This is a genomic window from Bombiscardovia apis (assembly GCF_033095945.1).
GTDB classification, from domain to species: domain Bacteria; phylum Actinomycetota; class Actinomycetes; order Actinomycetales; family Bifidobacteriaceae; genus Bombiscardovia; species Bombiscardovia apis.
This window is the reverse complement of the sequence record NZ_AP026800.1, coordinates 653852-674978: the sequence shown is the minus strand read 5'-3', so window position 1 is coordinate 674978 and position 21127 is coordinate 653852. Positions and strand designations below refer to the sequence as shown.

The 21127-nt window shown below is 55.6% G+C and carries 16 protein-coding genes; 4 read left to right on the top strand and 12 right to left on the bottom strand.

The window, feature by feature from the left end:
* Positions 1-13: 13 nt before the first annotated feature.
* From mraY to mraZ, 7 genes are all read right to left on the bottom strand, one after another.
* Positions 14-1117, bottom strand: coding sequence for a phospho-N-acetylmuramoyl-pentapeptide-transferase (gene mraY / locus R8377_RS02530; protein WP_317643397.1), 1104 nt, complete (start codon positions 1115-1117; stop codon positions 14-16).
* Complete coding sequence (locus R8377_RS02525; RefSeq protein ID WP_317643679.1) at positions 1114-2655, bottom strand: UDP-N-acetylmuramoyl-tripeptide--D-alanyl-D-alanine ligase; 1542 nt, start codon at positions 2653-2655, stop codon at positions 1114-1116. The genes mraY and R8377_RS02525 overlap by 4 nt, the downstream gene beginning before the upstream one ends.
* A gap of 125 nt (positions 2656-2780) precedes the next feature.
* Positions 2781-3836, bottom strand: coding sequence for a hypothetical protein (locus tag R8377_RS02520; protein ID WP_317643396.1), 1056 nt, complete (start codon positions 3834-3836; stop codon positions 2781-2783).
* 79 nt (positions 3837-3915) lie between these two features.
* On the bottom strand, positions 3916-5658 hold the full coding sequence (locus tag R8377_RS02515; RefSeq protein WP_317643678.1) for a peptidoglycan D,D-transpeptidase FtsI family protein: 1743 nt from the start codon (positions 5656-5658) through the stop codon (positions 3916-3918).
* Between the two features lie 74 nt (positions 5659-5732).
* Positions 5733-6281, bottom strand: coding sequence for a cell division protein FtsL (ftsL, locus tag R8377_RS02510; RefSeq protein WP_317643395.1), 549 nt, complete (start codon positions 6279-6281; stop codon positions 5733-5735).
* A gap of 2 nt (positions 6282-6283) precedes the next feature.
* Positions 6284-7351 carry a 16S rRNA (cytosine(1402)-N(4))-methyltransferase RsmH gene (rsmH, locus tag R8377_RS02505; RefSeq protein WP_317643394.1) on the bottom strand — a complete coding sequence of 356 codons (1068 nt, stop codon included), beginning with the start codon at positions 7349-7351 and terminating at the stop codon, positions 6284-6286.
* Positions 7351-7812 carry a division/cell wall cluster transcriptional repressor MraZ gene (gene mraZ / locus R8377_RS02500; RefSeq protein ID WP_317643677.1) on the bottom strand — a complete coding sequence of 154 codons (462 nt, stop codon included), beginning with the start codon at positions 7810-7812 and terminating at the stop codon, positions 7351-7353. Before mraZ ends, rsmH begins: the two co-directional genes overlap by 1 nt.
* Positions 7813-8163: 351 nt before the next feature.
* Here mraZ and R8377_RS02495 point away from each other — a divergent pair, with 351 nt between their 5' ends.
* Entirely contained in the window at positions 8164-10419 is a 2256-nt protein-coding gene (locus R8377_RS02495; RefSeq protein WP_317643393.1) for a HelD family protein, read from the top strand.
* A 28-nt stretch (positions 10420-10447) separates the two neighbouring features.
* On the opposite strand, the gene nrdR is transcribed toward R8377_RS02495, so the two are convergent.
* Both nrdR and R8377_RS02485 read right to left on the bottom strand, forming a co-directional pair.
* Positions 10448-10912, bottom strand: a complete 465-nt coding sequence (gene nrdR, locus R8377_RS02490; protein ID WP_317643392.1) for a transcriptional regulator NrdR — start codon at positions 10910-10912, stop codon at positions 10448-10450.
* Between the two features lie 61 nt (positions 10913-10973).
* On the bottom strand, positions 10974-11240 hold the full coding sequence (locus tag R8377_RS02485) for a LysM peptidoglycan-binding domain-containing protein (protein ID WP_317643391.1): 267 nt from the start codon (positions 11238-11240) through the stop codon (positions 10974-10976).
* Between the two features lie 284 nt (positions 11241-11524).
* Between R8377_RS02485 and lexA the strand changes: the two genes are divergently transcribed.
* Positions 11525-12262, top strand: coding sequence for a transcriptional repressor LexA (gene lexA, locus R8377_RS02480; protein WP_425605019.1), 738 nt, complete (start codon positions 11525-11527; stop codon positions 12260-12262).
* 148 nt (positions 12263-12410) lie between these two features.
* Here lexA and R8377_RS02475 read toward each other — a convergent pair whose 3' ends face one another.
* The 3 genes from R8377_RS02475 to hflX form a co-directional block, all read right to left on the bottom strand.
* Positions 12411-13391 carry a cation diffusion facilitator family transporter gene (locus R8377_RS02475; protein WP_425605017.1) on the bottom strand — a complete coding sequence of 327 codons (981 nt, stop codon included), beginning with the start codon at positions 13389-13391 and terminating at the stop codon, positions 12411-12413.
* 81 nt (positions 13392-13472) lie between these two features.
* A complete protein-coding gene (locus R8377_RS02470; protein ID WP_317643390.1) occupies positions 13473-14435 on the bottom strand; it encodes an L-lactate dehydrogenase in 963 nt (320 codons plus the stop codon).
* Between the two features lie 223 nt (positions 14436-14658).
* Positions 14659-16167 (bottom strand): GTPase HflX, encoded by a 1509-nt coding sequence (hflX, locus tag R8377_RS02465; RefSeq protein WP_317643672.1) that lies wholly within the window; start codon positions 16165-16167, stop codon positions 14659-14661.
* Between the two features lie 214 nt (positions 16168-16381).
* Here hflX and R8377_RS02460 point away from each other — a divergent pair, with 214 nt between their 5' ends.
* A complete protein-coding gene (locus R8377_RS02460) occupies positions 16382-17017 on the top strand; it encodes a class I SAM-dependent methyltransferase (protein WP_317643389.1) in 636 nt (211 codons plus the stop codon).
* The gene (gene hrpA, locus R8377_RS02455) at positions 17014-21126 is read left to right on the top strand and encodes an ATP-dependent RNA helicase HrpA (protein WP_317643388.1); all 4113 of its coding nucleotides are present in this window, start codon (positions 17014-17016) and stop codon (positions 21124-21126) included. The genes R8377_RS02460 and hrpA overlap by 4 nt, the downstream gene beginning before the upstream one ends.
* Position 21127 lies beyond the last annotated feature (1 nt).

The following is a 21127-nucleotide window of genomic DNA, read 5'->3' as shown; positions in this document are numbered from 1 at the left end:
CACGCAGCCGCCGCTAGAGCGCCAAGCCCGAACGAGCCAGCCAATCCGCATAGAAGAGCACGAGAGCAATCAATACGTAAATAAGTTCAATCATCCAAAAGCGCACTACTACCTTGGATTCCTGCCAGCCCAAGAGCTCGAAGTGATGGTGGATGGGGGCCATCTTAAAGACGCGCTTGTGGGTGAGTTTGAAGAAGCCCACCTGAATCACGTCTGAGGCTGCTTCCATCACGAAGAGACCGCCCAAGATAACGGCTAGCAGCTCGGTATGAGTGGCCACTGAAAGCGCTGCGAAGAGTCCGCCCAAAGCCAGAGAGCCCGTATCTCCCATAAAGATAGAGGCCGGATTGGTGTTGTACCACAGGAAGCCGAAGCAGGCCACGGCAGCGCAGCAGGCGATAATCGTTAAATCAAGCGGATCCGAAACTGCGTAAGAGTGGCCAGCATGGCCAGCGCCCTTGAGGTGGTAGGACTCCCAAAATGCGATAATCGCATATCCGGTGAAGGCAATCATAGAGGAGCCGGAAGCTAAACCGTCGAGGCCGTCGGTGAGGTTGACTGCGTTACTCCAAGCGGTAATGAGGAAGTTGACCCACAAGACGAAGAGAATAATCGCCACAGCTCTGCCCGCAAAGGTGAAGGAGATAATGGGGCACTCCACGAAGGAGATGCCCGGCTGAGCGCTAGGGAAACCCGTTTTGGTAGGCAGGAGTAAGGCGAGCACGGCGTATATGGTAGCCAAGATGAACTGGCCTATGAACTTGCCAGCAACGGAGAGGCCCAAGTTCTGCTTTTTACGCACCTTAATAAAGTCGTCGATAAAACCGAGCATGCCCATGGAGAGCATAGCGAAGAGGACCAGCATGGCCGACTGAGAGGGTACATCTCCCTTAGAAATATAGCGGTAGAGCGCCGAACCTGCCCAGCCTAGGACTATAGCTAGGTTAATAATGAGGCCGCCCATAGTAGGGGTGCCGCGCTTAACTTGGTGAGACTTAGGACCGTCTTGGCGAATGTACTGGCCGTAGTGCCTACGGTGGAGTAGGTGCACCAAAGCTGGCGTACCCGCGAAGGTAACCACCAGTGAGATGACGATGCCTATGATGAGGGAAATCACCTTGCTACTCCCAATCTTTCGCCCTGCCAACGCTCGGCCAAGTCACTCAGCCCGGAACTATGGGAGCCCTTGAGTAAGACGACACTGCCCGGATGCTGGCCAGTCAGTTCGATGACTATCTGGTCGGCTTCCTGCGTGTCTACGGCCTTGTACACTACCAAGGTCGACTGAGCTTGCTCCTGCTCCGCGCTATACGCACTTGCCCCCTCTACCATAGCGCCAGCCATGGCTGAAAGATCGTTGCCGCTGCCGCCGACTGCTATGAGAGCATCTAGGCCGAGCCGGGCGCAATACTCGCCGATGGTACGATGCATGTCGAGCGTCTGCTCGCCCAGCTCAAGCATGCCTCCCAAAACGGCTATACGGTAGGGCTTGCTAGCAGGCTGAGTCTGCTCGTCCGCGCCCCAAGTCGACAGCGCGTGGAGCCCGGCGCGCATGGAGTCAGGATTGGCATTGAAGGAATCATCAATCAGCGTAAAGCTGCTGCCCTCGCGCTCGACCTGGCTCAGGGCCATCCGGTGCGGACTGATGTGACCTTGCTGGGCAAGCACCTGTCCTATGCGCTCGGTTGGCAGTCCCAGCTCGTGGGCCACGCTTGCAGCTGCCAGAGCGTTTATAACGTTGTGAATGCCACTGAGTCCCAATTCCATCTCTAGGGGCTGCTCGCCTCGCGCCTGGAGCGTAAAGTGGGGATGGTCAAGCGAATCGGTGCAAATATTCGCGGCCCCCATGTCGAGCTCATCTTGTTTGACCGCGCCCTGCACCTGCCCTAGGCCAAACCACAAGACTCGGCCGGGAGCCAACTTGGCCATAGCTGCCACGCGCTCGTCATCGGCATTGAGCACGCTCACGCCCTGGGGACGCAAACCCTGCACCAGCTCGCTCTTGGCCTGTGCAATGCGCTCCACCGAGCCGAAAACGCCCAAGTGCGCTACACCAACCTTGAGTTCTATCGCAATATCGAGAGGCACAATAGAAGTCAAATAAGCAATATCGCCCACCCGGCTAGCGCCCATCTCCGCAATCAAATATCGGGTGGACTCCCCCACTCCAAGGGCTGTAAGCGGCAAGCCGATTTCGTTATTAAAGGATCCAACGGGTGCCACAGTGGGGCCCAACTCACGCAGTAGGGCTGCAAGCAAGTCCTTAGTAGTCGTTTTACCTACCGAGCCAGTGATGCCAATAACAGTGAAGGGAGTAGACAGCTCGCGGCGGCGTTCCAAGTTGTGGGCAGCCAAGCGGCCCAGGGCTGCAACGGTGTCGTCGACCACAATTTGAGGTAAGCTAACGCCCTCAACCGGGTGAGCAACCAAAGCTGCGCACGCTCCAGCCTCAGCAGCCACAGTCAAGAAGTCATGACCGTCTACACGCTCGCCAGCAATCGCCACGAAGAGCGTGCCAGCCTGCACCTGACCGGTGTCAGTAGCCACGCTGGTCACTTGCAACGACGAGCCACTAGCACTACCGGAAGCCTCTGGCTCTGCCAGCAGATGGCCACCAGTGGCCTGCGCCACCTCGCCCAAGCTCATAGGCATCATCCCCGGCCGCTTAGCCTCTACCATCTTTACCTCTCGTGTTCATTCCCACTGTGCGGCGCAGGAGCCGCGAGCAGGTGTTCCGTTTGCTACATTTCCAAGTTGTGGCGCAGTAAGGCTGCGCAATCCTAAGCCAATTCTTGCGAAGCCTCCAAAGCGCTACGAATATGGCTCCGTTTGACCCCAGCAGCCACAGTCATCGCAATGTTGAGCGAAAGCCGATCAATGCGCGCTTGGTCAGCACTTCCCAAAGCCTGGCGGGCCATCTCATCAGAGGAATCTGAAATGCGAGCCACCTGCATCTGTGAGCCCACAGCAAAACCGTAACGCTGAGCAGCCGCATTAAGCTGCCCCTTGCGCCCCTCATGGAAACGACTTGGCGACTTATTAGCATGCTCGGCCGAAGCAGTCGGGAAAGATAGCACATCAATCTGCACATTGCACAAAGCCTGATGCTGCAAGGTCTGTGGGTCGGCACCAATCACAACCGCAGCAGTGCCATCTTCTAAGCTAATCGACAGCGCCCGCTGCACATCAAACATGCTCAAGGGCTTTTCCACATCAAGGGGCCGGTCCAGCGAAGTTATATTACCAGCACTCAAGAGCCCGACCGGATTGCCCAAAGTATGCAAAAAGTGAGCCAAATCAGCTGCCTCTTGACTCACATCTTCACCTGCAAGCACAAAGACAGCAAGCGAAGAAGATGGATCACCGGCTGCATTGGAGAGAATCTGGCCTAAAGCGTCAGGCTCCAAATCACCATATAGCAGCGGAATCCCGGCCTGCAGGTGCTCTTTCCGGGCGCTCGACGGGAGCACCACACCGTAAGCTCCGCGCAATTCAGCCTGCTTAATCAAGAGGGGTAGGTTGTTGACATGCGAAGGCTCTGACTCACTCTCAGCCTGGTCAACTTCGCTTAACTGCTCGCTTTGCTCAGACTCGGTATCGTCGTCAATAGCCCGACTCGGCCCTTCCAACGCGGCCAGCTGCGACTCTTCACTCACCTTGCTGTCGATACCTACGCAGGGCAAGTAGAGGGAGCCTGGGCGCACGGAAAGGATATCGTCGGCTATGGAAGTAACGGTCACGTCTTGCGCGAAAGCGGGGTCCAGTTCAAGCCCATAATGACTATGAAGATAGCCCAAAGTTATTCGTTGAGAGATCGACTCGCTCAGCGCGCTCATGCTTCTGCCTCTCCGCTGGCGGGGAGCAGCCAAACTCGGCAGGCTGTTCGGACGCTTCGCTCTCTCCTATTCATACACATCACCATTCAACAGGAATAGCATCTGTACGAGGCACAGATGGCGGTACCTCGTATTTCTGCATAAGGAATTCACCAATTTGGGCGAACACAGGGCCGGCAGTGAGACCACCATAGGTGCCCTGGGGATCTTTCATCACCACGGTGACCACAAAACGCGGATTGTCGGCAGGAATCACACCCACCCAATCGCTGATAATCGAGGTCAGCGCGCCGTTTTGGCCTGCCACCTCTGCGGTACCAGTTTTAGAAGCCACCCGGTAACCGTTGACCGATGCCACACTCTTGAACTTTTCCGCCACCGATTCCATACCGTTCATCACCTGCGAGGCCACATGTTCGTCGACTACGCGAGTGGGCTTCCCAGTTGCTTCCGGATCTGACTTGTCGTTCAAATCGCTCACATTTTTAATCAAACTCTGCTGGTTGCGCACGCCATTATTAGCAATGGTGGCAACAGCGTTAGTCAGTTGAATCGCGTTGGTAGCGTAGCCCTGGCCAAATAGTACGGTATTGCGCGTACGGCGGTCCCATGTCTGCGGAGTGGTCAGCAGGCCGCGCGATTCTCCCTGCAAGCCCAAGCCCGAAGGCTGTCCAATACCGAATTTGGTCAAATAATCGTAACGCTTTTGGTCCGAATACTTATCGGAAGCCATTACCATGCCTACGTTTGAAGAGTTTTGCAAAATACCAGCCATGGTCCAATGCTCGTCGGAGTGGTGAGTAGCATCGTGGTATTCCTGTCCGTCGACTTTAATATGGTCAGGTACGGTAAACTTGTCGTCCATAGAGCGCACACCCTCTTGCAGCATGCCGGCGAGCGTAATCGTCTTGCCAATCGAGCCAGGCTCGAAAGTCTGCGTCACTACTAGCGGCGGATTCATCTTCGCCTCGGCACTTCCCGCGGGCCGGTTCTCAGTATCCGCAATCGCTACTAGCCGACCAGTGCCCACCTCTTGAACAATTGCTATTGCCCAGCCAGCTTGATATTTGGCTTTGCCATCTGCCAACGCCTTCTGCACATACCACTGCACGTCGCCGTCAATAGTCAGGCTCACATCTTTACCATTCACCGGCTGCTTCGATTTAGTTTCAGTGCCCGGAATCTGCTGGCCCTGTCGACCTTGCTGGTACACCTCGTAGCCATTTTTACCAGTCAAGAGGCCGTTTTCCATATATTCTATGCCTGCCACACCCTTGCCGTCAGTATCGACACCACCAATCAGCGAACCCATCAAATCGCCGTGGGGATAAGAGCGCTGGTTGCTCAACTCAGCTGAGATGACGCCCGCCAGGTTAAGTTTGTCTATAGCCCGCTTGACCTGAGGAGTGACCTCTTTTTTCAAGACCACGTATGAGCCCGTGCCAGTGAGTTGCGCGCCCAGCTCCATCTGGTTCATACCCAATACGGGAGCTAGCAAGCGTGCTACTGCCGCCGGCCCACTCGCGCCCACCGGCTTGCCATCGATAGCATGACAGTAATCCTTAGTTTGGGTGGTGCACTTGATGGGAATAAAGTCAGCCGCTGCTTTAGGAGAGCCCGCAATCGTATATCGCTCAAGGCTTTGCGCCAGAACCATACCATTGGTATCTACGATCTTCCCACGCTGGGCACGCAAGGTTCGAGGTACCGTACGGCTCTTAGCGGCTGCCTCCGCGGTAGACTGCCCGTCGAGCAGCTGAATCCAAGCCAGCTTACCCAAAGCCACGAAAGCAACTAGAGAAAGGATGATACCCACCACAATCGAACGTTGGGCAAAAGAAACGAGGTTAAAAGTCTTTGTTCCTCTTTTTTTAACCTTGCCTGCCTTGCTTAATTTCACTGCTGACCTGCTTGCGCCGCCGGTGCTGCTTGCTCTCCAGCAGGCTGAGCCGGAGCAGGAGCAGGAGCGGGAGCTGGAACTTGAGGCTGGGCCGCGGGAGGCTGGTATCCGCTCAAATCAACCGAATTAGTGCCCTGTTGAGGAACCATGCCCATCTGCTGAGCCTTGTCTGGTAGGGAGGCCTGAAGCTCGTCGAGCTTATTTTGATCGTCTTGGACATCTTGAGTCAGCTGGCTAATCGAGCTTTGCACTGAGCTGGCTTCAAAAGAATTCTGCACCATCTGAGTGCGCAGCAGGAGCGATCCCAGCAAGCACACACTCAAGAAAGCGAGCGCAACCACGAAATGAATCAGCGGTGTAGAGCGATTGCTAGCCCAAGAGATGACATTGCGAGCCTTCTGCCCCACGCTCACTGAGGAAGCGTTAGCAGAGGTACGGCCGCCTTCAATAAGGCTGAGCTGCGGCCGGCGCACCTCTTCTTGGCGGGCTGGCCTTCGCTGATCTGGCGCCGTTTTCGAACGGACGGAACGCGCTGATGAGGCCATAATCATTTCCTCCCCGTGTGGTGCTGACTATTGCGGTTGTACGTGTTGGCATTCCACTGCTGAGCGCGGTCAGCAGGAATAGGCCGAGTGAGCTCTATAGCTCGCAGTCTGACCGAAGCCGAGCGGGGATTGAAAGCAATCTGCTCAGCATCGGCCTTGCGGGCGCCATGAGTCAGGTCGGTGAAAATTGGTTGCGCTTCCTTCGGCACGATTGGCAGCCCTTGAGGCAGGTCTACCTTCAACCCCGAAGCCATGAACCTCTTGACTGCGCGGTCTTCGAGCGAATGATAAGACTCCACTACTAGCCTGCCGCCTACGCTCAAGTGGCGAGCTGCCTGGGGCAGAGTGCTAGTAAGTTTGTCGAGTTCGCCGTTCACTTCGATGCGCAAGGCTTGGAAAACGCGCTTGGCAGGATTACCCGGAGCGCGGTGGGCCTTGGGAATGCAAGCATCCACCAGTTGGTCGAGCTGGGAAGAAGTAGTTAGGGGCTGGGCATCGCGGGTTTCAACGATTCTGCGAGCGATTTTGCGCGCAAAACGCTCTTCGCCGTACTCTTTGAAAATCGCGGTCAGCTCGTCGAGCGAATAGGTGGCCAAAATCTGTTGAGCTGTGAGCTCCTGGCTGCTATCCATGCGCATATCAAGCGGGGCATCTTGACTGTAGGAAAACCCACGATCGCGCTCGTCAATTTGCAAGCTCGACAGCCCCAAGTCCATAAAGACTGCGTTGACTCGTGCAATTCCTAAATCGTCGAGAATATCACTCAGCTGGTCGAAAGCGGCGTGAACCGGTTGGAAGCGCTCGCTCAAGCCTTCCTTGCGCATTCGCTCCCCCGCCAAAGCTAGGGCTTCACTATCTCGGTCGATACCAATCAAGCGAGCGCTAGGAGCCGCTTTCAGGAAAGCGGTGGCGTGACCAGCTAAACCAAGCGTGCAGTCCACTACTACAGAACCTGGATCGCTCAGGGCAGCGCTGACTAGGTCAACGCATTCTTCAAGCAAAACGGGCTGGTGGATGCTGCTCAAGGTATCGAGTTCGTGTTCGCGAGTTGAGTTTATTGTTTGGGCCATTAGAAATCCACCACCGGAAGTACGTCGTCGGCTATGTCTGAGTAGCCCTGCTCTTTGCTGGTCAAATATTCTTCCCAAGCCTGCTTGTCCCAAATCTCAGCCCTGGTCCCCACTCCGATGACCACGACTTCCTGGCCCAAGTGGGCATAATCTCGCAGCATGGGAGGAACCAATACACGCCCCTGCTTGTCGGGTTCTTGGTCCACAGCTCCGGAAAGAAAGACGCGCAGGTATTCGCGGGCTGCACGGTTTCCCATCGATGTGTGCTGGATTTGGACGGCCACCCGGCGAAATTCATCGGTAGGCAGCAGGTAAACACAGCGCTCCTGACCGCGGGCCATAACCAAACCTTCGCCCAAGCGGTTGCGGAATTTGGCAGGCAGAGCCATACGACCTTTGGCGTCCATCTTGGGAGTGTAAGTGCCCAGCAAGAGCGGAGGCAGTGCAGCATGCCCACCCATTGAGGTGGCTAGCGATGGCGAACTGAGTTCTTGCCCTTCTGGCTCAGCCATCCTTACCACCTCCTTTTATGTGTTTGCAGTAGCTCTTGTACTTTCGGCAGAGCACCCCCTAAAGAAACACTCCCCACTTTACCCCACTCTTCACCGAAAATCACCATAAAAACTCATTTTTATTGAGCTTTTCACCTATCTACACACAATTTCGAGAATGTGAGCACGAACCAAGGCTGAGCTCGCAAGTCTCATCGGGGTTACTGCCGCTTGCTTTCATACTCAAGTAGTGGCCAAGCGCTATAGTGGGGTGCCTAGTTTTACGAGTATTCGGGACCACCAGGAACGGACGAGAAGCCTATGTCGACATACTCCTCACAGCTACAGGAAGAACAAGACGCAGTAGATCGCGCCTATGGCCGCGTGGACGATTTACGCCAGCAGACCAAGTCTCGGCTCGATGCCGTCCGTGCAGCTGGTTCCCACGGCTCCCCCACCCAGCGCACCGAGCGTGATTCCTTCGCTAGTATGTACGAAGACCGACTCACCCAGCTGCGAGCTGTAGAAGACCGGTTAGTATTTGGACGTTTGGACCACACCGACGGCGAACGCCGCTATATAGGCAGAATCGGCCTGTCCAGCGAATCTCACGAACCGATTTTGACTGATTGGCGGGCCGAGGCAGCCCGCCCCTTCTACGAGGCCACGCCTTCCAACCACGGCGACATCACTATGCGCCGGCACATTAGTTTGAGTTTCCGCACGGTAACGGGTATCGAAGATGAAGTGCTTGATGTGAACTCTTCGCAAGTTAACCAAGCTGCCAGCCAGGGCACGCTGGCCGGCGAGGGAGCTTTGCTGGCCAGTCTTTCCAGCAGGCGCACCGGCAAGATGACCGACATCGTAGCCACCATCCAAGCCGAGCAAGACCGCATCATTCGAGCAGACTTGGCCCATGCTGTTGTCGTGCAAGGAGGGCCCGGAACAGGTAAGACCGCCGTGGCCCTTCACCGGGCTGCTTACCTGCTCTACACGCATCGCTCCACACTTGAGCGCTCGGGCGTATTGGTCGTAGGCCCCAGCTCCAGCTTCTTGCATTACATCGATCAAGTCTTGCCATCACTAGGCGAAACCGGAGTTTTAAGCCGCACAATCAGTGATCTCATTCCCGGAATACATGCAAGTGCTAGCGACTCTCCATACGCAGCCAAGCTCAAGGGCGACCACCGCATGGCTGCGCTCATTGCAGATGCGGTACACAGCCGCGAACGGGTGCCAGCCGATTTGCCACGCATTTCAATTGAGGGCATGAGCGTTCCCATGCTCGCCGTCGATGTGGAGCAGGCTCTGGCAGATGCCCGCCGCACCCGTCAGCCCCACAACAAGGCCCGGGAGACCTTCGCCCGTTCAGTTATCCAAGCTATGGTCAACCGCTACGCTGAGCGATTGGATTACACTCCCGAGCACGACGAGCTCTCGCGAGCAAAATCACTGCTGCGTATGAACAACCAGGTGCGCAAAACTATCAATCTGGCATGGCTTCCCATGCAGCCGCAATGGCTGATTGACAACCTCTGGTCTCACCCGGCCCTGATGACCAGGTTTGCACCCTGGCTTAAGAAGGAAGACGTCGAGGCTTTAACTCGCCCAAAGGGCTCGCCCCTCACAAGCTCAGACATTCCCCTCCTCGACGAGGCCATGGAGCTTTTGGGCCCCGACCCTAAAGAGATGGCCCGCCAGGCTGCTCAGTCAGCCCGAGAAGCGGAAGAACGCCAGTTTGCCCAAGATACGCTGGCACAGAACGGCATAGGCAACGGTTTGGTTACCTCACAAATGCTGCTTGATAACATCAACGGTCTCGATGGGCAGGATGCCTCCCAGCGAGCTGCCGAAGACCGCGAGTGGGCTTTTGGACATATCGTGGTCGACGAAGCTCAAGAGCTTACCGCTATGGATTGGCGGATGCTCATCCGCCGCTGCCCTTCGCGCTCCTTCACCATCGTGGGAGACGTAGCACAAACTTCTACCTTGGGCGGGACTCGCTCTTGGGAGCGAAGCATGAATCATCTCTTTGGACCTCACGGATGGGATTTACACGAACTTACTATTGACTATCGCAACCCTCAAGAAGTTTCTGAACTGGCATCCCTATATGCCCGAACTGAGGGCTTGCATATCTCAACAGTAAAGGCAGTTAGGGCAGTGCCCAACGCTGTTGAGCGCATAAAACTTGCTACTGATGCTGAATCTGTACTGGCAGCAGCCCTAGCTGGAGCCCGGCTAGCTCAAGAGTTTATTGCTGCCGATGGCACTGGTCGCATCGCTCTTATCGCCAGCGTCAACCAGATTGCTGAACTAGAAACGGCTTTGAAAGATGCTTATCAGCAAATCGCTGGCGAAGAAACCCTTGACCGTCTGCTGGCCCAAGACCAGCGGGAACGCCAAATTGTGGTGTGCACTACTCAAGAAACGAAAGGCTTGGAATTCGACGCGGTTGTGCTGGTCAATCCAGAACGCATCGCATCAGAAGCCCCGTCTCGTTTGGTTGCAGCTTCAGACCTCTATGTTGCTATGACACGACCTACGCAAAAGCTGGTCATAATCGACATCAAGTAATTCTGCGCCCAAAAAGGCAGCTTCTACATCAAGACTGCTGCTCATGTGAATCTTCGTTACGAAGGTCATCAATGGCATTCTGGAAGTCTTCGAGACCGTTGAAGTTTTGATAGACAGAGGCGAAGCGCAGGTAGGCAACTTCGTCAAGCTTTCGCAACGGTCGCAGGATTGCTTTACCTACTTCATCGGAATTAACTTGGGCAAGGCCGCGAGAGCGCAAGTCTTCTTCTACTTGCTGCCCCAACTGCTTGAGTGCATCCTCTTCAATATGGCGCCCTTGACATGCTTTACGCACGCCAGAGATTACCTTATCTCTATTAAATGCCTCGCTGTTACCTGACTGCTTTTGCACCATCAATGCCGAGGTTTCTATCGTTGTGAATCGCCGGGCGCATTTTGGGCATTCTCGGCGTCGACGAATCGCGTAGCCATCATCGCTTATACGCGTATCAACTACTTTAGTGTCTGGGTTCTGACAGAAAGGACAGTGCATATCACCCGATAATAGCCGTTTAGCTGCCAAATGTGAAGATTCGCCGCGTTGCGCCGGTATATCAACTAAGATTCGGCACGATAATCCTCTGCCCCGTTTGCAAGACCGGTGAACTTAAATTATTGAGTTCCATGAGTTCGTCAACACTATGAGAGATGTCACCGCCCTCGGGCGTCACCATGCTCGCATAGGTCCACAGATTATCTCCTGGGCGAACAGTATAACTAATGACCTCTTGGACACCGCTGACAGAATGAGCCTGAGTACCACCAGCTAAGAAGCCAATGCCAGTGGCCGCTAAACTCAAGGCTAGCCCTACAGCTACCACTTTGCCCCTTAGGGTGAGCACAACCCGATTCTTGCCTCTAGACCTCATTTGTTGCGCACGCCCAGCTACGCAGCTGCCCCCAACGCGCATTGTATGGCTAGTGGTGCGACCCGCTTCAAGTACTGCTCCGCTCATCACTGGCTCCTTCATCCGAACATCCGTTCTATCGAACATGTGTTCTAATACTGACACATATTTCCAAAGAGTGCAAGGCCAGTTCGAACATTTGTTTGATTTTCGTTCATTTGTTCGCTATGCTATTGCTTACAGCGAAAGGAGTCCCCGTGGGCACCATACCCTTCACCGGGCCGAACCAGGCAGGCACAGACAATGGCCAAACAGTCAAGAAAGCCGAACTGACCGAACGGCAGCAGCGAGTTTTAGACGCTATCCGCGCTCATCTCACCAGCAAAGGCTTTGCTCCCTCCTATCGTGAAATCGGTCTTTCTTCTGGACTAAAGAGTCCTTCATCGGTCAAGCATCAGCTCCAAGTACTTGAGGAGTTGGGATACATTCGCACCAATGCTAATAAGGGTCGGGCTATCGAGCTAGTTGAGGAAGTAGAGCCGCAGGCACAATCCAGCCATCAGCATGCTGTTGTTATTGATTTCCCCAATCAGTTCACCAGCAACAGCGAATCCATCGAGCACTCGCACGACGTGCCTCTTGTTGGGCGTATTGCTGCCGGTCAACCCATTACCGCCGAGCAACATGTAGACGACGTTATGCGCTTGCCAGAGCGCCTCACCGGCAACGGTCAGCTTTTCATGCTTGAAGTCCACGGAGACTCCATGATTGAAGCTGCTATCTGCGACGGCGACTTCGTCGTAGTCCGTGAGCAGAGTGAGGCCGAAAACGGCGACATCGTGGCAGCTTTACTAGACGATGAAGCTACCGTAAAAACCTTCCGCAGGGAAGCTGGCCACGTCTGGCTCATGCCCCACAATCCCGCATACTCCCCTATCGACGGCACAGATGCCAAGATTATGGGCAAGGTCGTAACCGTACTGAGAAGGGTATAGACAAGATTCTTCTCACCAGCAGGCGGGGCCGCTCGTACACCGGTTCAACAAACAGTAAGGGTGGCAAGCGACTCCATGCCACTTGCCACCCTTATTCAAGTTCGCAATCTGCTCTCTGCGCGGATCCGAACTTCTAGCGCAGTCTCAGCTACATATCTAAATGCTCACTGTGCCGCTCTTTGTAATCTGCTGGCTCAATCTGGAAGGTAGTGTGCTCAATACTGACCGGGAAGTGCTCCAGCAAGCAATCCTGCATCTTAGCCAGCATGACACCCGACTCCTCCATAGTGCTGCCTGCCTTCACGGTCACGTGAGCTGAAAGCTGAGGCATACCGCTGGCCACAGTATTGGCATGCAAATCGTGTACTGCTACTACACCGGGAACCCTCTCCAAATGTTCGCGCACTTGATCAACATCCAACTCTGAAGGTGTTTCTTCCAAAAGAATTTTAACACTGCTCAAGAAGAGCGATGCCGCACGAGGCACCATCATAATAGCTATAACACCGCCCGCGATGGAATCGAAAGCTCCCCAACCAGTTATGAGCATAACAGCTGCAGAAATCACCACAGCAAATGATCCCAGAGCGTCATTCATAACCTCAAGGAAGGCGGCTTTCATATTGAGATTATCAGAGCGCTGAGTATACAAAATCAGCAGTGAACACAGGTTTGCAGCAACGCCCACCGCGCCAAAGAAGAGCAAGAAGCTAGGCGATTTTACCTGCTCAGCTTCTCCCGAAAAGAGACGCAATCCAGCTTCAATCACAGCGTAAATACCAACGACAAACAACACCATTGAACCCAAAGCAGCCGTCAACACCTCAAGCCGAGCCCAGCCCCAAGTGCGCTTGGAAGTCGGCTTGCGCTGCATAAGAATTGCCGTCACGGTCGCAGCTGCAAGCATGGCAATATCGGTGAGCATATGGGCAGCATCGACCAGCAGAGCCAAGCTGTTAGTGAGAATAGCACCCACTACTTCAACTAAGAAAACAGTGGTTGAAAAGCTTAAAGTCAGCATTAAGCGCCGACTGTGACTTTGAGATGAAGAAAGACCAGCATGGCCTCCCCCGCTCGCTCCATCTGCCTCTTGCCTATTCGGGCTTATGGATTGGTGAGTATGAGCCATGCTGGTCTCCTGTCTGATACTGAGAATAGTTCCTAGCTACCCCTGTGCAGGGGTGGACCAGTGTATCAGAGCTTTTAAGGCCTAAAAACCAAACTGAGAAGCAGTCTCCTTAAGGGTCTCTGCAGAACGCTTGAGCGCAGCAAGCTCGCCGTCGGAAAGCGGCGTATTGATGTGCGTATTGACACCCTGACGAGTCAGAACCGAAGGTACAGACATGCACACACCAGAAATGCCGTGGAAATCCTCGAGCATGGACGAAACCGGCAGAATACGGTGGGTATCGTTCATGATGGACTCAATGATGTCAACGCCAGACATAGCGATAGCGAAGTTGGTTGCGCCCTTACCTTCGATAATCTTGTAAGCAGCGTTCTTCACTTCCTGGTGAATCTCTTCACGCTTGCCAGCATCCAGAGGCTCATGGCCGGGTAGTTCCTTCCACTCGCACATAGGAACGCCGCCGATGCTTGCAGAAGACCACAGAGGCACCTCGGAATCGCCGTGCTCGCCAGCAATGTAAGCATGGACGTTCTTCACGTTCACACCGGTCTGCTGGGCAATCAGGTAGCGCAGACGGGCAGAATCCAAGTTGGTGCCCGAGCCAAACATCTGATGGGAAGGCAAGCCAGAAAGCTCAATAGATACGCGGGTGACAATGTCTACCGGGTTGGTAATAAGCATAAAGAGCGCGTTCGGAGCTACCTTCACCAAGTTGGGAATGATGGAGCGCATTATGTTTATGGTGTCGCCTGCCAAGTCGAGCCTAGTCTGTCCGGGCTTCTGGCGAGCGCCAGCAGTGATAACCACCATGTCTGCGTCGCGGCAAATTTCGGGATCGTCCGAACCGTCGAGGGAGACTGTTGGGTAGAAGCTTGAGCCGTGCTGCATATCGAGCACCTCGGCCTGCACGCGCTGCAAGTTAATATCTTGCAAAACGATTTCGCGCGCCACACCCCGCTGGGCTGCTGCGAAGGCCAAGGTCGAACCGACCGCTCCGGCACCGACGATAGCGAGCTTAGTGGGCTTAATGGGTGAATCCGCCATAGTTTCTCAGACCTCTCTTTATGAGACCCCTCGGGTCGAAGAGCCATCATTATTCAACGTCTTAACTCTATCCACACTTGTTGACGTTTTTCCAAAACGCGGCCAAGCGCGCACATATACGCTCACAGCGCAAGAAAGCACTCAAGACAAGGCATAAGCCCCAGCTCTTACCACCGTGCTGCTGGCTATTGCAAGTCTCCTGCCCGAGCGTTTCGCGCCCCTGCTATTGAGATTCTCCTACAGCACCGTCAAGGGCCACATCCATCAGTTGAGCTGCCAACTGGTCGTCAACATCGGCCACTAGCTCAATGCCTTCACCCTGATAGTCCACGCTCACTACCTGCCCGTATTCACGCACCCGTGAGAGCAGAGCGCCAGCGGAGTATGGCAGCTTAGCTTCGACTCGTACGCTGGGCTTAGGCAGGATATCTTCAACCCGCTGGCGGAGGGCATCAACCCCCTCGCCAGTGCGAGCTGAGACGATGTAAGCCTCAGATTCAAGCTGACTGACCCGCTCGCGAGCAGCCTGGTCCATCCTGTCAGCCTTGTTGAAAGCCAGAACCCGCGGAATGCCTTCGGTTCCTTCGATCTGAGACAGAATCTTGTCGACTGCTTCAATCTGTGCGAAGGGATCGGGATGGGATCCATCGACCACGTGGACAATAACGTCGGACTGAGACACCTCTTCCAACGTTGATTTGAAAGCCTCGACCAGCTGGGTAGGCAGGCGGCGCACGAACCCTACGGTATCAACAAGCGCGTAGAGCCGTCCGTCACTCGCCTTGGCCCGGCGTACAGCAGTATCGAGAGTTGCGAAAAGCGCGTTTTCCACAAGCTCAGCGGAGCCAGTCAGGCGATTCGTAAGCGAAGATTTACCTGCGTTCGTATATCCCACAACAGCTACGGTAGGCAAACCATGGCGTCTGCGAGAGCCACGCTTGACTTCTCGCGCCGGCGCCATCTGCTGAATTTGACGCTTGAGCCTCGAAATTTGCTTACGAATTACCCGCCGGTCGGTCTCGATTTTCGTCTCACCAGGGCCGCGCGAGCCAATACCACCGGACTGCCCTGCAGCCTGACCGCCTGCCTGCCGAGAAAGCGAGCCACCCCAACCACGCAAGCGAGGCAACAGATATTCAAGCTGAGCCAACTGCACCTGCGCCTTACCCTCACGACTGGTAGCATGCTGGGCAAAAATGTCGAGAATCAAAGCCGTACGGTCCACCACCTTGACCTTGGTAACGTCTTCCAAGGCTCGGCGCTGGGAGGGATGAAGATCGTCATCAACGATAATAGTATCGGCCTCTTGTGCAGCCACGACATTGGCTAATTCTTTCGCCTTGCCTGAACCTACATAGGTGGCAGCATCTGGTCTATCTCGCTGCTGAAGTAGACCATCTAATACCTCTGCGCCTGCCGTTTGCGCTAAGGCCGCCAGCTCGCGCAGGGATTCTTCCGCCTCGTCTGGACTGGTCTGAGCAGAGGAATACACCCCTACCAACACCACCCGCTCCAAACGCACCTTGCGGTATTCAACTTCAGTGATGTCTTCAAGCTCACCCAAGCCTTCTACATGCTTAAACAGATTGCGCCGCTCGCGCTCCTGCCAGGCTTCGTCTTCGCGCAAACGCGCTTGTTCGCCGCTCTCGTCGAGCAACACCTGTGATTGCCCTTCCAAAAGCGCCTCTTCGCGCAGGACTTGCGACTGATCCGCCCCTTGGGCAGTTTGCATGTTTGTGGACTCTTGGGTCACTGACACCTCTCTTAAGAATTGGTGCTCTTTACTCTATAGCTATCCTATCCCCAATCAGCCTTGAGCCAAGAGCGCCCCTATCCTAAGCCTAGCGTGTTCACCCAGCGCTTGCTAGACCATGTCGGCAGATACAATCAAAGAGCGTATGTGCTGCGAGTGTAAGCAGCAGAAATGAAGAGAGGGAGCAGTGAGCGTGAGCGAGGGGCAGGAAACAGGAGTGCGTAGGGATGAGCAATATTTTTCGGCCCAACCCAGCTCTGAGGACCGCCGCCGACAGCTCAGCGTCAAACTCGCTGGAGCCGACCGCCACGTAGAGGTTTCTAATGGCGTATTTTCTGCCTCCCGCCTCGATTTGGGCACATCCGTACTCTTGCGTCATGCGCCCGCACCTGCCCAGAGCGGCAATATTTTAGACTTAGGCTGCGGCTGGGGGCCCATCGCCCTCCACGTGGCCCTTTTAAGCCCTCGAGCCAAGGTTTGGGCGCTCGACATCAACGAGCGCGCCCTTGAGCTCACGCGCAGCAGTGCCATGCTCAACGGGGTAAGCAATATCGAAGCTGTCACGGCTCAAGACTTGCCCGCAGACCTTAGCTTTGACCAAATTTGGTCCAATCCACCCATCCGAGTAGGCAAAGAAGTCCTCCACAATCTCTTAATGACGTATTTGCCCCGACTCTCTCAAGGCGGCTCGGCATATTTAGTGGTCCAGCGCAACTTGGGCTCAGATTCGCTCATTACTTGGCTCAATGGGCAGCTTCCCCAAGGCTGGGAGGCTTCCAAATATGCGTCTTCTAAGGGCTACCGGGTGGTTGAGGTCACGCGTCCATGAAGTTTACTTATCCTAGCGAACTGCCGGTTTCTGCCTCGCGCGACCAGATTGAGCAGGCCGTTCGTTCCAGCCAAGTCGTCATCGTCTCCGGGCAGACAGGCTCCGGTAAAACGACGCAGATTCCGAAGATTCTGCTAGAAATGGGCCGGGGCACGCATGGCCATCAGATTGTACACACCCAGCCCCGCCGCCTGGCCGCCCGCACAGTAGCGGAACGCATCGCCTCCGAACTGCATGTTGAATTAGGAACTGAGGTGGGTTATCAGGTCCGTTTCGACGACCAGTCCTCCCCCGCAACCCGGCTGCGAGTGGTCACCGACGGCATCTTGCTGGCCCAGATTCAGCGCGACCCCAAGCTCACGACCTACGACACGATTGTGATAGACGAGGCCCACGAGCGCAGCCTCAACATCGACTTTCTTCTCGGATATTTGACCGCCCTCTTGCCCAAGCGGCGCGACCTTAAGCTAGTCATCACCTCAGCCACGATTGACTCGGTGAAGTTCCAAGAGCATTTTGCTCAGGCTTTGGGCACCAGAGTTCCCGTCATCGAAGTCTCCGGCCGCACCTATCCGGTCCAAACTATTTATGAGCCTCTTGGCGCCCCGCCTGCATTGATGAATTTGGTGCCGGGATTCGCTAGCCCCAAGCTCGATCCGGACTCAGGTGACCCGCTAGAGATGGCAGAAGCAGACCTGCCCACCGCCGTGGCCCGCGCCTGCTCTGAGCTTGTGATTCACTCCTCGCACGAAAGCGGGCCCCGCGATATTTTGGTCTTCGCCGCTGGCGAGCACGACATTCACGAATATCAAGCAGCACTCAACCACCACTTTGGCCCCCGCACGGCAGACATAAGTCGCCCCGATGCCATCGAAGTTCTCCCTCTGTATGCCCGACTTTCTGCCAAAGAGCAACACCGCGCCTTCCAATCTCACTCCCGCCAGCGCATTATTATCGCCACTAATGTAGCCGAAACCTCGCTCACCGTTCCCGGCATTCGCTATGTGGTCGACCCTGGCTTGGCCCGTATTTCGCGCTATTCGAAGTCCGGTAAAGTGCAGCGTCTCCCCATCGAGCCCATCTCCCAAGCTTCGGCAGACCAGAGGGCAGGCCGCTGTGGGCGTGTGGCTGACGGTATCGCTATCCGCCTCTATTCGCGCGAGGACTACGAGACTCGGCCGCGCTTTACCGAGCCAGAGATTTTGCGCACTTCCCTAGGCGCAGTAGTGCTCCACATGCTTTCGGTGGGCGTGGCCCGCACAGCCCAAGACGTGAGCGACTTCGGTTTCATTGATCCGCCCGACATGAGGGCCGTAGCCGACGGTTTCAACGAATTGACCGAATTGGGTGCCATTGATCGCCAGCGCGGCGACATCCGGCTCAATCCTATGGGCCGCAAGCTTGCCCGCATCCCCATCGATATTCGTTTGGGTCGCATGATTCTCGAAGCTGCCCACTCCGCCACTCCCAACACAGTAGCCGCGGTAATCGTTGTAGTCGCCTTCTTAAGCTTGCAAGATCCCCGCGAGCGCCCCGACGAAAAGCGCGAAGAAGCCGACCGTCTCCACGCTCGCTTTGCAGACTCCAGCTCCGACTTCATCAGCGTCTTAAATCTTTGGCACTACTGCTTCCCTGAGGGCAGTAAGGCAGTTTCTTCTTCGACTCTGCGCCGACTATCCAAGAGCGAATTCCTCAGTTTTCTGCGCCTGCGCCAGTGGCATGACCTTTATCAGCAGTTGACGCACATGTGCCAGGAAATGCATATCACAGTCGGCGACCCTAAGCCCGATTCTAGACCCAAGCCCGAGATTGCAGCCCTCCCCCAAGCCCAGCAGGGGCGCGGCTCTTTAGCTTGCTCCTGGGATAACGACGGTGTACACAAGGCTATGCTGGCTGGTTTGCTCTCAAACATTGGCATGCAAGTCATCGTAGAGCCCAAAGCTTCGCAGTTCACCGGCCTTAAGGGGGCTGCTCGGGCCAGGGCTATAAAGCAAGCCGAAAAGCGCTCTCACAACGATTACCGGGGGGCACGCGGTACCCGGTTCGCCATCTTCCCCGGCTCTAACGTGGTCAAATCGCCGCCTACGTGGATTATGTCTGCCGGCCTGGTAGAAACTTCCCGACTCTGGGCCCGTTATTGCGCAGCCATCGACCCGGCTTGGGCCGAACGTTTAGCAGGTTCTCTCACCCGCGTCACCTACGCCGAACCCCACTGGTCCGCCTCCAAGGGCGCTGCTGTCGCTTCTTCGACTGTATTGCTTTACGGGTTGCCAATTGTCAATGCCCGCCCGGTGCTCTGGGGTTCCATTAACCCGGCTCAAGCTCGCGATTTCCTCATTCGCCAAGGCTTAGTAGAAGGAGACGTCCGCCAGCGCTTCTCGTACGATTCCTTTATTGAAGACAACCGTCAAATTCTCGAAGAGGCTAGCGATGAGGCCTCGAAAACGCGCTTGGTTGCGCAGACTGCCTCCGAGGAAGATTTAGTTGACTTTTACAACGAACGCCTTCCTCAAGACATCACTTCGCTGGCGGCCTTAGGCAAGTGGTGGAAGGGCGAACATCAGAAGCACCCAGATTTCTTAACCTTCGACCCCTCGCAAATCGACCGCTTAAACCAGAGCGAAGCCTCTGCCCGGCCCGGCGATTATCCCGACCATTGGCATACACGCGGCAGCGACGGCTCCCCCATCGACCTGCGTTTGAGCTATGTGTACGACCCTCACTCAGCCGATGACGGCGTGACTGTTCACATCCCACTGGCAGCTCTCAACCGCTTAACACCCGAGCAGTTTACTTGGAATGTGCCCGGGCTCTTGGACGAGCTGATTGTGGCGACCATTAAATCGCTGCCCAAGGCCTTGCGTGTGCAGTTCGTACCTGCTCCAGACACCGCACGGGCTATCCGCGAGTGGATTGACGAACACTATCCCAGTCTGCCTGCTGCCGGGCCTGCCGATGCGGGGCAAGGGGAGGAATCAGCCCAGTGGCCGCCCTTCGACCAAGTCTTTACGCAGGCCGCCATCGAGGTAGTCGGCGCGCAGATTCATCCCCAAGTCTTCTCTGCCGAACAGCAAGAACGCTTAGCTCCCTATTTGCGCATCACCTTTGCTGTTGAAGAGCCGCTCAACAAGGGCAAGCGCACGACCGGCAAAGACTCTAAGCAGGCCAAGCCCAAGGCAAGCGGTCAACCAAACAAAACCCAGGTTTCGCGTAGTTCACAGGTCAAGCTCTTAGGCAAGTCCAAATCCTTGCCAGCTCTTCAAAAGCAGTTTGCCGAACCAGCCCGCCGCTCGGCCCAAGACCGAGTCTCGTCCAAGGCTGAGCAGGCGGCCAAAGAGGGGCAAATCGTCAAGCAAGCCAACCTCTTACAGCGCTCGGGTGCCACTACTGTCTCGCGCTCGGAGATGCTATGGAAGGGCGCTTTGGATACGCTGCGCCTACCCAGTGAACGCGTCTCCTCCCGCTGGCTCAGCCGCGAGGCACTCATGCTAGCTTCCGCGCCTTACCCATCCACCAAAGCTCTTGTGGAAGACTTACAGCTGGCAGCGGTAAAGCAGCTCCTACCACAAATTGCCGAGCTGCCCAGTGATCAGGCCTTAACAGAGGCGGTTTACAAGGTATCTGGAGTATTTGAAGACAAGGTCTATGAGATTGCCCAGCAGGTTATCGCTATCTTGCAGCGCTACGCCGAGGTCGACAAGGCGGTCTCCGGTCCTGCCGACCTGCCCTTGCTCTCCGTCTTGCAGTGGGTTCGCGACCATATCGCCGGCCTGGTATGCACCGGTTTCATCGGCAAAACCGCCCCGCAAGCCCTGCCGCAGCTCAGCAAATACTTACATGCCGACTTAATGCGCCTCCAAAAGGCTCGCAGCGACCGCAATCGTGATGTACGCTGGGCTTGGCAGGCAGACGAAGCTCAGCATCTTGTTGACAAGGCGCACACTAAGGCCAGCAAGCAACCGGCCGGCCCCCGCCGCGAAGCACTCCTAGCCAAGGCCGAACAGGCTCGCTGGATGCTTGAGGAGTTTTACGTCTCGCTCTGGGCCCAAGAGCTTGGTACAAACGAACCAGTCAGCTTGCAACGAATTCGCAAAGTATTAGAGGAGTAGG

Coding starts and splice junctions, on each gene's coding strand:
- mraZ (WP_317643677.1), bottom strand. CDS start 7,812: ATGGGTGGGCATGCTGCACTGCCTCCGCTCTTGCTGGGCACTTACACT.
- ftsL (WP_317643395.1), bottom strand. CDS start 6,281: ATGGCCTCATCAGCGCGTTCCGTCCGTTCGAAAACGGCGCCAGATCAG.
- R8377_RS02475 (WP_425605017.1), bottom strand. CDS start 13,391: ATGGCTCATACTCACCAATCCATAAGCCCGAATAGGCAAGAGGCAGAT.
- hflX (WP_317643672.1), bottom strand. CDS start 16,167: ATGCAAACTGCCCAAGGGGCGGATCAGTCGCAAGTCCTGCGCGAAGAG.
- rsmH (WP_317643394.1), bottom strand. CDS start 7,351: ATGGCCCAAACAATAAACTCAACTCGCGAACACGAACTCGATACCTTG.
- R8377_RS02470 (WP_317643390.1), bottom strand. CDS start 14,435: ATGGCGGATTCACCCATTAAGCCCACTAAGCTCGCTATCGTCGGTGCC.
- R8377_RS02495 (WP_317643393.1), top strand. CDS start 8,164: ATGTCGACATACTCCTCACAGCTACAGGAAGAACAAGACGCAGTAGAT.
- R8377_RS02520 (WP_317643396.1), bottom strand. CDS start 3,836: ATGAGCGCGCTGAGCGAGTCGATCTCTCAACGAATAACTTTGGGCTAT.
- R8377_RS02525 (WP_317643679.1), bottom strand. CDS start 2,655: ATGATGCCTATGAGCTTGGGCGAGGTGGCGCAGGCCACTGGTGGCCAT.
- nrdR (WP_317643392.1), bottom strand. CDS start 10,912: ATGCACTGTCCTTTCTGTCAGAACCCAGACACTAAAGTAGTTGATACG.
- hrpA (WP_317643388.1), top strand. CDS start 17,014: ATGAAGTTTACTTATCCTAGCGAACTGCCGGTTTCTGCCTCGCGCGAC.